The organism is Streptomyces sp. NPDC059874 (assembly GCF_042731135.1).
GTDB lineage: Bacteria > Actinomycetota > Actinomycetes > Streptomycetales > Streptomycetaceae > Streptomyces.
The window spans coordinates 55,702-68,374 of the sequence record NZ_JBHWJY010000044.1; the positions used below are offsets into that span (position 1 = coordinate 55,702).

Annotated in this window: 7 protein-coding genes; 4 read left to right on the forward strand and 3 right to left on the reverse strand. The window is 73.2% G+C overall.

Going from position 1 to position 12,673, the window contains the following annotated elements:
- Positions 1 to 63 precede the first annotated feature (63 nt).
- Positions 64 to 3,621 carry a BTAD domain-containing putative transcriptional regulator gene (locus tag ACFV9H_RS24320; protein ID WP_385401736.1) on the forward strand — a complete coding sequence of 1,186 codons (3,558 nt, stop codon included), beginning with the start codon at positions 64 to 66 and terminating at the stop codon, positions 3,619 to 3,621.
- On the opposite strand, the gene ACFV9H_RS24325 is transcribed toward ACFV9H_RS24320, so the two are convergent.
- Entirely contained in the window at positions 3,608 to 5,590 is a 1,983-nt protein-coding gene (locus ACFV9H_RS24325) for a sigma-70 family RNA polymerase sigma factor (protein WP_385401738.1), read from the reverse strand. The genes ACFV9H_RS24320 and ACFV9H_RS24325 overlap by 14 nt on opposite strands.
- Positions 5,591 to 5,843: 253 nt before the next feature.
- Complete coding sequence (locus ACFV9H_RS24330; protein WP_385401741.1) at positions 5,844 to 6,638, reverse strand: TetR/AcrR family transcriptional regulator; 795 nt, start codon at positions 6,636 to 6,638, stop codon at positions 5,844 to 5,846.
- Positions 6,639 to 6,977: 339 nt separating this feature from the next.
- On the opposite strand from ACFV9H_RS24330, the gene ACFV9H_RS24335 reads away from it, so the two are divergent.
- Both ACFV9H_RS24335 and ACFV9H_RS24340 read left to right on the forward strand, forming a co-directional pair.
- Positions 6,978 to 8,396 (forward strand): NAD(P)/FAD-dependent oxidoreductase, encoded by a 1,419-nt coding sequence (locus ACFV9H_RS24335; protein WP_385401743.1) that lies wholly within the window; start codon positions 6,978 to 6,980, stop codon positions 8,394 to 8,396.
- Positions 8,397 to 8,533: 137 nt separating this feature from the next.
- Positions 8,534 to 10,300, forward strand: a complete 1,767-nt coding sequence (locus tag ACFV9H_RS24340) for a SpoIIE family protein phosphatase (RefSeq protein WP_385401749.1) — start codon at positions 8,534 to 8,536, stop codon at positions 10,298 to 10,300.
- A gap of 62 nt (positions 10,301 to 10,362) precedes the next feature.
- Here ACFV9H_RS24340 and ACFV9H_RS24345 read toward each other — a convergent pair whose 3' ends face one another.
- Positions 10,363 to 11,661 carry an MFS transporter gene (locus ACFV9H_RS24345; protein ID WP_385401750.1) on the reverse strand — a complete coding sequence of 433 codons (1,299 nt, stop codon included), beginning with the start codon at positions 11,659 to 11,661 and terminating at the stop codon, positions 10,363 to 10,365.
- Between the two features lie 124 nt (positions 11,662 to 11,785).
- Here ACFV9H_RS24345 and ACFV9H_RS24350 point away from each other — a divergent pair, with 124 nt between their 5' ends.
- Positions 11,786 to 12,322 carry a MarR family winged helix-turn-helix transcriptional regulator gene (locus tag ACFV9H_RS24350; protein WP_266935367.1) on the forward strand — a complete coding sequence of 179 codons (537 nt, stop codon included), beginning with the start codon at positions 11,786 to 11,788 and terminating at the stop codon, positions 12,320 to 12,322.
- Positions 12,323 to 12,673 lie beyond the last annotated feature (351 nt).

Genomic DNA, 12,673 nt, shown 5'->3' on the forward strand with positions numbered 1-12,673 from the left:
CCGCACGCGGGCGCCCCTCGAAATCCCGCTGCCACCCCCGGGTCGGCCAGGCAGAATTGGCAGGTGCGGTATCTGATCCTCGGATTCACCGAGGCACGCGACGAGACCGGCGCCCCCCTCCCGATAGGCGGCGCCCGCCTGCGCGCACTCCTCGCGGCCCTGGCCCTGCGCGCCGGCGGCCCGGTTCCCGTCGCCGTCCTCGTCGACGAGGTCTGGGGCGACGACCCGCCCCTCGACGCCACCGCCGCCCTCCAGGCCCTGGTCGCCCGACTCCGCCGCGCGCTCGGCGGCCGGGACACCGTCCACACCGACCCCGCCGGCGGCTACCGCCTCGCCGCCGACCGCGACGACATCGACCTGCACCGCTTCACCCGGCTGGCCGCCCGTGGCGCCCAGGAACTGGCAGCCGACCCCGCGACCGCCGCCCGCACCCTGCGCACCGCCCTCGCCCTGTGGCGCGGACCGGCCCTCGCCGGCCTGCCCGAACCCGGCCGCACCGCACACGCCGCCGGCCCCGAGGCCCGACGCGACGCCGCCCTCCGCGACCGCATCGAGGCCGACCTGCGCAGCGGGGCCTGCGCCCCGGCCGCCGTCCTGCCGGACATCGAGGCGCTGATCCGGCAGCACCCGTACGACGAAACGCTCCGCGCGCAGCAGCTGCGCGCACTACGCGCCGCCGGCCGCCCGGCCGACGCACTCGCCGCCTACGAGCGCACCCGCCGCACCCTCTCCGACGCCCTCGGCACAGACCCCGGCCCCGAACTCGCCGCCCTCCACGCCGAACTCCTCCACCCGCACCACCCACCGGCCCTCAAGCCCACAACCACACACGCCCGGAAGCCCGAAACCACCCCCGGGCACACCCCCGGCCCCCGCCCGGAGCCCGGCCACGGGCCCGAGCAGGCGTATGTGCCCGAGCCCGACCGCGGGCCGAAGTCGGACCCCCGCCCCGAGCCCGAGCAGGCGTATGTGCCCGATCCCGACCACGGGCCGAAGCCCGGCCCCCGCCCGGAGCCCGGCCACGGGCCCGAGCAGGCGTATGTGCCCGAGCCCGGCCACGGGCCGAAGCCCGGCCCCCGCCCCGAGCCCGAGGAGGGGTACGTGCCCGAGCCCGGCGTCGGGCTCGGGCCCGACTCCCCGCGCCCCCGGCCGCCGGAGGCCCGCGGCAACCTCCGCCCCCGCCTCACCTCCTTCGTCGGCCGCGAGCCCGAACTGGCCGCCCTGCGCGAGGACCTGGCCCACCTGCGCCTGGTCACCCTCACCGGCCCCGGCGGTTCCGGGAAGACCCGTCTCGCCGAACACGCGGCCGCCGCCCACCCCGAGACCGGCTGGATCGTCGAGCTCGCCCGCCTCGACCACCCCGCCGCCGTCCCCGGCGCCGCCCTCAGCGCCCTCGGCCTGCGCGAGAACTCCCTGGTCGCCCGCGACAACACGGCCGCCGCCGACCCGACCACCCAGCTCGTGGAGCACTGCGCGCACCGCAGCCTCCTCCTCGTCCTGGACAACTGCGAGCACGTCATCGGCGCCGCCGCCGAACTCGCGGAACGCCTCCTCACCCACTGCCCCGGCGTACGGATCCTCGCCACCAGCCGCGAACCCCTCGGCGTACCCGGCGAGACCCTCCGCCCCGTCGAACCCCTGCCGCCCGACCACGCCCACCGCCTCTTCGCCGAGCGCGGCGCCTCCGCCCGCCCGGGGTTCCGTACCGGCGACGACCCGGCCGCCGTCACCGAGATCTGCGCCCGCCTCGACGGCCTCCCGCTCGCCATCGAGCTCGCCGCCGCCCGGCTGCGCCTGCTCACCCCGCGCCAGATCGCCGACCGGCTCGACGATCGCTTCCGGCTCCTGACCAGCGGCGCCCGTACCGTGCTGCCCCGCCAGCAGACCCTGCGCGCCGTCGTCGACTGGTCCTGGGACCTGCTCGACGAGCCCGAACGGGCCGTCCTGCGCCGGCTCTCCGTGTTCGCCGGCGGCTGGGACCTCGCCGCGGCCGAAGCCGTCTGCGCGGACCTCCCGTACGAGGCCGCGGACGTACTCGGCTCCCTCGTCGACAAGTCCCTCGTCCTGGCGGAACCGGACGACGCCGGTCACCCCCACCCCCACGTCATGCGCTACCGCATGCTCGAAACCATCCACGAGTACGCCACCGAGCGCGCCGCCGCCCACCCCGCCGACACCCGCGTCGCCGCCGGCCGCCACGCCGCCCACTACCTCGCCCTCGCCGAGGAAGCCGAACCCCTCATCCGCTCCGCCGCCCAGCTCCCCTGGATCCGGCGCGTCGAGACCGAGCTCGACAACCTCCGCGCCGCCCTCCACACCACCACGACCGCCGAGGACCCCGCGCCCTCCCCCGCGCCCGCCCCCGCCGCCCAGCGCCTCGTCCTCGCGCTCGGCTGGTTCTGGTGGCTGCGCAACTACCGCACCGAGGGCGCCGAGTGGACCGCCCGGGCCCTCGCCCTCACCCCCGCGGACCTGCCCGAGGGCTCACCCGCGTACTTGTGTGCCATGCGCCTCCAGGTCCTGCGCATGTTCCTGCTCGCAGAGAGCGACGGCGCCGAGAAGTTCCGCACCCCCGAGTACCAGGACCTCGCCGAGCGCATCAAGCGGGCCTTCCGGCACGGCGAATCCCCCGAGTCCGTCACCTTTCCCGGAATGCTCTGGCCGGCGACCGCCTTCCTCACCGGAGACGCCCTGGAGTTCCACGCCAACCTCGACGAGTCGGTCGCCAACTGCCGCCGCCACGGGGGCGACTGGGAACTCGGCATCACGCTCATGCTTCGCACGCACGTCGCCATCGACGTCACCGGCGGCCTGCCCACCGTCGACGCCGACCTCGCCGAACTGCACGAGATCGCCCAACGCGTCGGTGACCGCTGGGCCCGCGCCCAGGTGGCCAGCGCCGCGGGAGAGGTCGCCATCTCGCGCGGCCGGTACGACGTCGCGCGCGCGGAGTACGAGGAGTGCCTGCGCCTCGCCCGCGAGGTCGGCGCCCACGTCGAGGCGCCCTTCGCCATCGCCCGGATCGCCGAGACCGACTTCTGCGCCGGGGACTTCGACGGCGCCGAGCGGCGCCTCGCGGAAGCCGACGCCGAGGCCGACCGCTTCGGCGGGGTGTACGACGTCAGCAGTTTCGCCCGACTCCTCTCCGCCCTGCTCGCCCTCCAGCGCGGCGACACCGCCCGCGCGTGGAGCGAGTGCGGGCGGGCCCGCGCCGAGGCCGCGCGGATCGCCGTGCCCGCACAGCTCAACGCCGGGCTGGGCACCGTCGAAGCCGTCCTCACCGCCCGTGAACAGGGCCCGGAAGCCGGTTTGGCAGCGATCACGCCCGCGCTCGCGGAAGCCGTCGCCGCACAGTGCGCCGAGCGTTTCCTGGCCGGCATGGCGGAGGCGGCGGCCGTGATGCTCGCCGACGCCGACCGGACTGCCGAAGCCGTACGGGCCTTCGCGGCGGCCACCGCCTGGCGCGCGGGCCATCCGCGCTCGGTGCCCGAGGAGCGCGCCGTGAACGGGCTCCCGGCCCGCACCCGCGCCCTGCTCGGGGCGGACCGCTACGCCCGGGAGGAGGCCGCGGGCGCGGCGCTCTCCCCGAACGAGCTGGTCACGGCGCTCACCGGCAGCTGATCACCGCGTCGCCCCAGCCGGCGAGCGTCGGCAGCCGGCCCGGTCCGGCCCGCTCCACCACCAGTCGCAGCGTCGAGCGCCCGGCCAGCGAGACGCTCACCGCCGCGGGCGCGTTCTCGTACCCGAGGGCGTCGGACTGCCACAGCCGCTCCCCGTCCCCGTACACGGAGAACCGCACCCGGCCGTTGGTGAGCGCCGACAGGCCGTCCACCCCGACCCGGGCGGAGAAGGTCGTGCACTGCCGGTTGAGCTTGATCTGCACCGAGGAATGGGAGTTCACGGTGATCCCGTGCTCGAACCGCCGGTCGCCCACCCACAGTCCCCAGCGCTGCCACACCCAGCTGCTGTGCCGGGCCTGCAACTCCGGCCCCTCGTGGTCCCCGTACGCGGCGTAGTCGAGCCCGGCCAGCGTGAACCCCTGCGCCGGCTTCGGCTGCGTCGGCGGCTTGCTCGGAGGCGGCGTCGGCGCGGGCCGCTCCCGGCTCGGCGAAGGCGAGGGAGACGGGGACGAGGAGGGCGTCGGCGCCGGCGGAGCGACGGCCCCCGGCCCCTTCGGCGTCGGCTTCGCACGCGGCTGTGGCGGTACGAGCCCACGCGCGGGCGGCTCCTGTCCGGGCGGGCTCGGCTCCGCCGAAGGCGCGGGCGACGGCGAAGCGACAGCATCCGGCAGCGCGGGCGCCGCGACCGTCGGCGACGGCTTCGCCTGGGGCTGCGGCTCGACATCGTCCCCGGCCAGCGCGAACACCACCCCGGCCGCCGCGGCCACCGCGATCCCGGCGGCGATGGCGGCCTTGGCGGGCAGCCCGAGCCCCTCGGAAACCACAGCACCCGCACCCCCCGACGCAGCACCACCCGCGGCCCCGGCACCACCCGCGGCCCCGGCACCTCCGGCCCCGGACGCGGCCCCAGCCCCGGCAGCACCCGCGGCCCCGGCCCCGGCGGTGGACCCACCGGCAGCGGCCGCCGCGGCCCCCGCCCCGCCCGCGGCGACGGCCCCACCGGCCACCACCCCGGCCGCCTTGGCCGCGTACCCGGCGGCGAACCACCCGATGACCGCCACCGGCAGCAGCGCCGGAATGCCCGCGTTGACGTCCTTGAGCTCCCCGGCCGCCAGCCGGCACTTCGCGCACTCCTCCAGGTGCTTGCGCAGCCCCCGCTCCGCCCGCATCCGCAACCCGCCGCGCGCATAGGCGCCCAGCCGGTCCGCGTAGCGCGCGCAGTCGCCGCCCGCACTCAGCGCCGAACTCACATGGGCCTGCAAATACGCCTGCTTGAGCCCCTCCCGCGCCCGACTGGCCAGCACGGCGGTCGCGTTCGGACTCAGCCCGAACAGCGGCGCGATCGCACTCGGCGAAGCCTCTTCCACGGTGGTGTGCCACAGCACGGCCTGCCACCGCTCCGGCAGGCTCCGGAACGCCTGCATGGCCAAGGACCGCTCGGCCTCGTGCATCGCCCGGACGTCCGCGCCCAGTTCGAGCGTGTCGTCGCCGGACAGCCCCGACAGCCCGCCGCCACCCTCCGTACCGGTACCCACGGCGGCCTGCTCGGCGAAGACCGCGAAGTCCTCGACGAGCTGCTCCCGCTTGGCGGTCTTCGTCCAAGCGGCCGCGACCCTGCGCACGGTGGTCAGCAGATAGGCCCGCACCGACTGGTCCGGCCCGGCCCCACCCCGTACCGCCTGCAGTGTCCGCGCGAACACCTCGGCGGTCAGGTCGTCGGCCGTGTGCCCGTCCCGGCAGCAGGTCCGCGCGTAGCGCCGTACGGCATCGGCGTGACGACGGAACAGCTCCTCGTACGCACCGTCGTCGCCGGCCCGCATCCGGGCGATCAAGTCACCGTCGGACGGCGGCAGCTCGCCGCCCGTACCGCCCGGCTCGCGCTGGGCCGGCACCTGCCGTGCGGGCAGACCGCCCGCCACGACCTCGCCGCCGGCGCCACCGAGTGACTCTTCCCGCCCGTCAACGCTCATCTCGGACGCCCCCGAACGACACACTCAATCGGTCCACCGATCAAGCGTGTCACACGGCGGAAGCGCGCCGGACCCGTCTGCACACCATCCACTCATCCGGGCACACTTCGGTAGCCCGGCGACAAAACCCCACGGACATCAGTCCGAGAGTCCCCGAGAGCGATCAGCGAACAGACGCGTCCGGCACCCACACCGTCGGCACCCACACCGTCAGGTACACGCGACACCATCAGGTGGACGCACCGTCAGGTACTCACACGGTCCGGGAGCGCAGCCCTTCCAGCAGGATGTCGAGCAGCCGCGTCGAAGCCGCCGCCTGCTGCGCCGGGTCGGGCAGCGCGGGCGCCGCCGTCGCTATCACCAGCAGCACATCGGCCACCGTGACGTCGCCGCGCAGCTCACCGGCCTCCCGGGCCCGGTCCACGAGTTGACCGACGACCTCCAGCAGCGCACCCGCGCCCGCATCGTCCGAGGGCTCGTCCTCGGCGGCGATGCGCGCGGCCACGACCCGAGCCTCCGGAGCCGCACCGCCGGCCCCGCCGGCCGCCTCGGCAGCCTGGCGCTGGTGCGGAACCCGCGCCTCCTCGGCCCCCTCGACCCCGTCCTCGCTCGCCGCGCCGACCCGCAGCACCTGCGGCGGCAGCAGCCGCCCGGCGCCGGAGGCCACGGAGGTGCGCAGGAAGCGCGACAGCGCCTGCCACGGCTCCTCCTCCTGGCCCAGAGCCGTCCGCGCCTGCTCGGTCAGCCGCGCGGTCTCCTCCTCGGCTATCCGTCGGACCAGCACGTCCTTGCTCGGGAACCGCCGGTACACGGTGCCCACACCGACGCGCGCGCGACGCGCCACGTCCTCCATCGGAGCCCCGTAGCCCAGCTCGCCGAAGACCTCACGGGCCGCCCGCAGGACGTGCTCGAGGTTGCGCTGGGCATCCACGCGCAGCGGCGTGGACCGGCCCACGCCGTGCGTGGTGGCGCCGTTCGCGATGGCGGCGCGCCCGTTGCTCTCGACCGAAAGAGCGGTCGCAGAACCATGGAAATCGGAAATGTTCATATGTTTCCCCCGGTAATCATTTGTCTCCCCCCGGAGACACTCCCCGCCTTCGTGTCGAGTGGGCCACGGTCTCTGGGCCCGGTCCTACTCCTCGACGAGATACGAACATAGTTGAGCCAGAGTCAATTCAGAAGAGGCAGCCCCGGACGGAGCACCGCCCGATCGGAGCATTCATCCTCACTTTTCCCTCACACACTCCCGGAATCTTGCATTCCGCACCCCCTGACCTGCGAAGTTCCACCCCTACCCAAGGTCCGCTTCGACCCCACCTCGGCACTACCTCCGGTCACACAATTTGTCGGGCCTGTGGACAAACTCCCGGCCACGTTGCGTCATGGGATGGTGAAGGCTGCTAACTCCCGGGGCACGGCCCCCGGTACCCCGCCCCGTACGCGCATCCTGATCGTCGGCGGCGGCTACGTAGGCATGTACACGGCACTCCGGCTCCAGAGAAAGCTGAGATCCGGCGAAGCCGAGGTCACGGTGGTCACCCCCGAGCCCTACATGACGTACCAGCCCTTCCTCCCCGAGGCGGCCGCCGGCTCGATCTCCCCGCGCCACGTCGTGGTCCCGCTGCGCCGCGTCCTCCCGTCGTGCCGCATCCTCATCGGCGAGGCCCGCCACATCGACCACGCCAAGCGCACCGCGACCGTCGCCACCCTCGCCACCAAGGACGAGGGAACCGGCCCGATCGAGATCGAGTACGACGAACTCGTCCTCGCCCCCGGCTCGATCTCCCGCACCCTGCCCATTCCCGGGCTCGCCGAGTACGGCATCGGGTTCAAGACCGTCGAGGAAGCCATCGGCCTGCGCAACCACGTCATCGAGCAGATGGACATCGCCTCCTCCACCCGCGACCCCGCCCTCCGCGACGCGGCCCTCACCTTCGTCTTCGTCGGCGGCGGCTACGCGGGCGTCGAAGCCCTCGGCGAACTGGAGGACATGGCCCGCTACGCGGCGCGGTACTACCACAACATCAAGCCCGAGGACATGAAGTGGGTGCTGGTCGAGGCCAGCGACCGGATCCTGCCCGAGGTCGGCCCCGACATGGGCGTCTACACGATCCGCGAACTGCGCCGCCGCAACATCGACCTGCGCCTGGAGACCCGGCTCGAATCCTGCGAGAACCGCGTCGCCGTCCTCAGCGACGGCGCCCGCTTCCCCACCCGCACCGTCGTGTGGACCGCAGGCGTCAAACCGCACCCGATCCTCGCCGCCTCCGACCTGCCCAAGAACGAACGCGGCCGCCTCGCCTGCACCTCCTTCCTCACCGTCGAGGGAGTCGAGCACGCCTGGGCGGCCGGCGACGCCGCCGCCGTCCCCGACATCACCGCACCCGAGCCGGGCCGCGAATGCGCCCCCAACGCGCAGCACGCGCTCCGCCAGGCCAAGGCCCTCGCCGACAACCTGCTCGCCGCCCTGCGCGACGAGGTGCTCACCGAGTACGCCCACAAGTACGCGGGCTCCGTCGCCTCCCTGGGCCTCCACAAGGGCGTCGCACACGTCTACGGTCGCAAGCTCAAGGGCTACCCGGCCTGGCTCATGCACCGCGCCTACCACCTCAGCCGCGTCCCCACCTTCAACCGCAAAATGCGCGTCCTCGCCGAATGGACGCTCTCCGGCCTCTTCAAGCGCGAGATCGTCTCCCTGGGTTCCCTCGAACACCCCAGGGCAGAATTCGAACTGGCCGCAGGTGGCGGCCCCAAGGAGCCCCCCTCGAATCCCGCCCCCAACCCCCCGCAGGACAGCCAGGGCTGACGTTGTCAGTGCGGTCGGCCACACTGGACGTGTGACCATAGGTGGGCTCACACCTGCACAGAGTGACAACGTCCAGTCAGCGACCACCCCGACGAGCGACACAGCGACCACTTGCGACACCACGAGGCTTGAACGCAGTGAACTTCACGCGCTGGAGCGCCCGGTTTCCCGGAACGCAGCGCCGCGCCGCCGCCCGGACCGAACACGCCGCCGCCCAGGCCAAAAGGGGTGAAGGCTCGGTCCCGGCCGCCCGCGGCGGCCGCGCCGACCCCGGAGCCGACCGCTCCGCGCCACCCGCGGGCGGGGGTCCCGCCGACCCCACGGTCTCCGGCACCGGCACCGGCTCGACGCCGGCCCGGCGGACGGGCGTCCCCGTCGCGGCGCCTTCCCTCGACGAGCTCTCCGTCCGCGAGGTCATCGGCCGGCTCCCGGCCCTGGTCGCCCTCGTCCACGGCCCCGACCACCACGTCGCCTACGTCAACGACGCCTACACCGCCGGCTTCGGCACCCGCATCCCCGGCGCCCCCGCCCACGAGGCCCTCCCCGAGCTGGGCGAGCTCGGCCTCCTGCCGCTCCTCGACCAGGTCCAGCGCAGCGGCAAGCCCCGTACCGCCAAGAACCGCACCGCCCCCGGCGGCACCAGCACGTACACCGTCACCTGCACCCCGGTCGACTTCCCCAAGACCGAGACGGCGGGCGAAGCCGAGGCCCACACCGGCGTCCTGATCCACCTCGCCGACGTCACCGACCACGCCGAAGCCGTCGAGCGGCTGCGCGCCAGCGAGCGACGCCAGCGCGAGGCCGCCGTCACCCTCCAGCGCTCCCTCCTCCCGCAGGAGCTGGAGCAGCCCGACGACCTGCGCGTCGCCGCCACCTATCAGCCCGGCGGCACCGAGGCGGCCGTCGGCGGCGACTGGTACGACGTCATCACCCTCGGCGCCGGCCGCACCGCCCTCGTCATCGGCGACGTCATGGGCCGAGGCGTCCGCGCCGCCGCCGTCATGGGCCAGCTCCGCACGGCGGTCCGCGCGTACGCCCGCCTCGACCTCCCGCCCCACGAGGTCCTGCAGCTCCTCGACGGCCTCGCCGCCGAGATCGACGCCAGCCAGATCGCCACCTGCGTCTACGCCGTCCACGACCCCAACGAAGGCCTGCTCGCCTACGCCTCCGCAGGCCACCTCCCGATCCTGGTCCGCGACGAGGACGGCACCGTACGCAGAGCCGCCGACCCCACCGGCCCGCCGCTCGGCACCGGCGGCTGGCTCCACACCTCGGGCACCATCGCGCTGGGCCCCGGCTCCACAGCCGTCCTCTACACCGACGGCCTGGTCGAACGCCGCGGCGAGGACATCGACGAAGGCGTCGCCGCCCTGGAACGCGCCCTCTCCGGCGCCCAGGGCACCCCGGCCGTCATCTGCGACCGCCTGATGCGCGCCCTCGGCGTGGACGCCGACCACGACGACGACGTCGCCGTGATGGTCCTCCAACAGCCCGCCCGCACCGGCGCCGACGCCGAGCTCTTCCACAACGCCGCCCTGGAACTCCTCGGCGGCATCGAGGCGGCCCCGCGCGCCCGCGCCTTCGCCCAGGGAGTCCTCGCCTCCTGGCGCTTCCCCGTGGAGCTGTGCGACCTCGGAGTCCTCGCGGCCAGCGAACTCGTCGCGAACTCCCTCCAGCACGGCACCCCGCCCATGCGTCTGCGCCTGCGCCGCACCGACCGCCGCCTGATCATCGAGGTCACCGACGGCGACGACCACCTCCCGCGCCGCCGCCGCGCCGAACCGGCCGACGAGACGGGCCGCGGCATCTCCATCGTCGCCACCATCGCCTCCGCCTGGGGCTCCCGCCGCACCCCGGGCGGCGGCAAGGCCGTCTGGTGCGAATTCGCCCTGCCGGACAAGTAGCCGAATACGCGGAAGGCCCCGGTCCACAAGGACCGGGGCCTTCCGCGTATCCGTACGTACGCCTACACGTGCGCGGGCAGCTCCGAAGCGGCAGCCTTGCCGGCGCCGACCGCGGGCCCACCCTGCGCCACGATCTTGCTCGCCAGCGACGGGTTGTCCTGCTCCGGGCTCAGCTGCTTGCCGAGCCGCAGCGCCAGCCCGGCGATCCCGAGCGACACCAGCACGAAGATCCCGATGTAGAGCATCGGCACGCCCGCACCGAGCGGCACGCCGAGCGGCCCCAGCGCCAGCGCCATCTGCTTGACCAGGGCGAAGGCCGAGTTGTACTGCCCGACCGAACCCTCCGGCGCCAGATCGGCGACCAGCGGCGCGACGGTCGGCGACAGCATGGCCTCACCGATGCCGAACAGCGCGTACGTCGTGATGAACGCGGCGGCGGCCATCATCGCGCTGCCGTGCCCCAGCCCCGAGAAGCCGGCGATGACCCACGCGACGGTCCAGATCAGCCCCACCAGCGCGATCACCCGAGACCGGCGCCGCTTCTCGACGAGCCGCAGCACCACGAACTGGGCGAGCACGATGGCCCCGGTGTTGGCGGCGAGGGCGAATCCGAGCGTCGAGGGGGAGATGCCGGCGGCCTCGGTACCGAAGGCGGCCAGACCCGACTCGAACTGTCCGTAGCAGGCGAAGAACAGTACGAACCCCAGCACGCACAGCTGCACCATGGCCTTGTGCCGGAGCATCCGCTTCCAGCCACCGCCACCCTGAGCCGGAGCCTTCGGACGCGCGTCCTTGAAGCCCGGCGCCTGCGGCATCCGCACGGTCGCGATGACCCCGGCCAGCACCAGGAACATCACGGCCTCGATGCCGAACAGCAGGATGAAGCTCGCGGGCCGGTCCTTGTCCACGATGAGCCCGCCGATGAGCCCGCCGATCCCGAGCCCCAGGTTCTGCATGAAGAACTGCAGCGCGAACGACCGCGTCCGGGTGGCCGGGGTCGAGCACCACACGATCATCGTGGCCAGCGCCGGCTGCATCACGGCCTGCCCGGCGCCGAGCGCCAGGGCGGACAGCAGGATGGGCACGATCCCCGTGGAGAGCCCGAGCGACAGCGCCCCCACCGAGGCCGCCGCCGCGGCGGCCATGACCACGGGGACGGGACCACGTCGGTCGATGACCCGACCGGTGAAGGGCAGCGCGACGAGAGCGCCCAGGGCGAACGCCACGAACGCGCTCGTGGCGGCCATGGAGCCCAGATCTCGCACCTGCGCCACATAGATGTAGAGGTACGGAACCGTGAAGCCGATGCCGAACGCGGTCAACGCGTTCCCAGCCTGGATCCGCCGCATCGCAGCGCCCATCACCTTGGTCACTTCTCACCTGCCTTGTAACTGAAGACCGAAAGACTTCATCTCTAAACTTCAATCCTTAACTCTACACACCGAAGGAGTTAGACGCCAACGAGCTCATGCGATACTTCGACCCATGGGTGACACCCCCGACGGCACTACGCCCGTCCACGAGCCGAGCCTCGACGAGCAGATCGCCGTCTACCAGCGCGAGTTCCAGGACCTCGACCCCCAGGTCGAGAAGGTCGTGTCGGCACTGAGCCGCCTCAACCGCCGCATGAACGTCGCGTACGGACGCCAGACCGCGGCCCTGGGCATCAGCAACGCGGAGTGGGAGGTCCTCAAGGCCCTCGTCATCTCCGGAGCCCCGTACCGGATGGGCCCGAGCGAACTGGCCAAGCAGCTGGGCCTCACGCCGGCGGCGATGACCCACCGGATCGACCGCATGACGGCGGAGGGCCTGGTCACCCGCGAGCGGGACGAGAACAACCGCGTCCGCGTGATCGTGGAACTGACGGACGAAGGCCGCAGCAAGTGGCTGGACGCGATGCGCGCGGCCACGGTCTTCGAGGAGGACCTCCTCCAGGACCTCTCCACCGCGGAACGCGGAGTCCTGGGCGACATGCTCACCCGCCTGCTGGACCGCGTGGAGGACCTCCAGTCGCCCAGCTGACCCGGAGTTGACACAGACCCTGTGACTCCGTAAGGTTCTTCGAGTTGTCCCAGAGCCGGAAGGTTTTGGCGACAACGAATCCCGCCGCCTCGTTGCGGCACCCAACTCAGCACGATCTCCCACCGGGAACACATTCGGCATGCCCGAATGAATTTCCGAAGGCCGATTATGAATCGTCCGGGAAATCCACTAGAGTTCGGGAGTCGGAAGGGCCCAACAGCCCGGAAGGCAAATCCCGCTGACTGGGAGTCAGGCCCGAAAGAGTCTGATAGAGTCGGAAACGCAAGACAGCAGAACGAAAGCCCGGAGGAAAGCCCGAGAGGGTGAGTACGAAGGAAGCGTCCGTTCCTT

What these genes read in the sequence shown, in the direction of transcription:
- ACFV9H_RS24325 (WP_385401738.1), bottom strand. Translation starts at nt 5,590, where the DNA reads ATGAGCGTTGACGGGCGGGAAGAGTCACTCGGTGGCGCCGGCGGCGAG.
- ACFV9H_RS24330 (WP_385401741.1), bottom strand. Translation starts at nt 6,638, where the DNA reads ATGAACATTTCCGATTTCCATGGTTCTGCGACCGCTCTTTCGGTCGAG.
- ACFV9H_RS24335 (WP_385401743.1), top strand. Translation starts at nt 6,978, where the DNA reads ATGGTGAAGGCTGCTAACTCCCGGGGCACGGCCCCCGGTACCCCGCCC.
- ACFV9H_RS24345 (WP_385401750.1), bottom strand. Translation starts at nt 11,661, where the DNA reads ATGGGCGCTGCGATGCGGCGGATCCAGGCTGGGAACGCGTTGACCGCG.
- ACFV9H_RS24350 (WP_266935367.1), top strand. Translation starts at nt 11,786, where the DNA reads ATGGGTGACACCCCCGACGGCACTACGCCCGTCCACGAGCCGAGCCTC.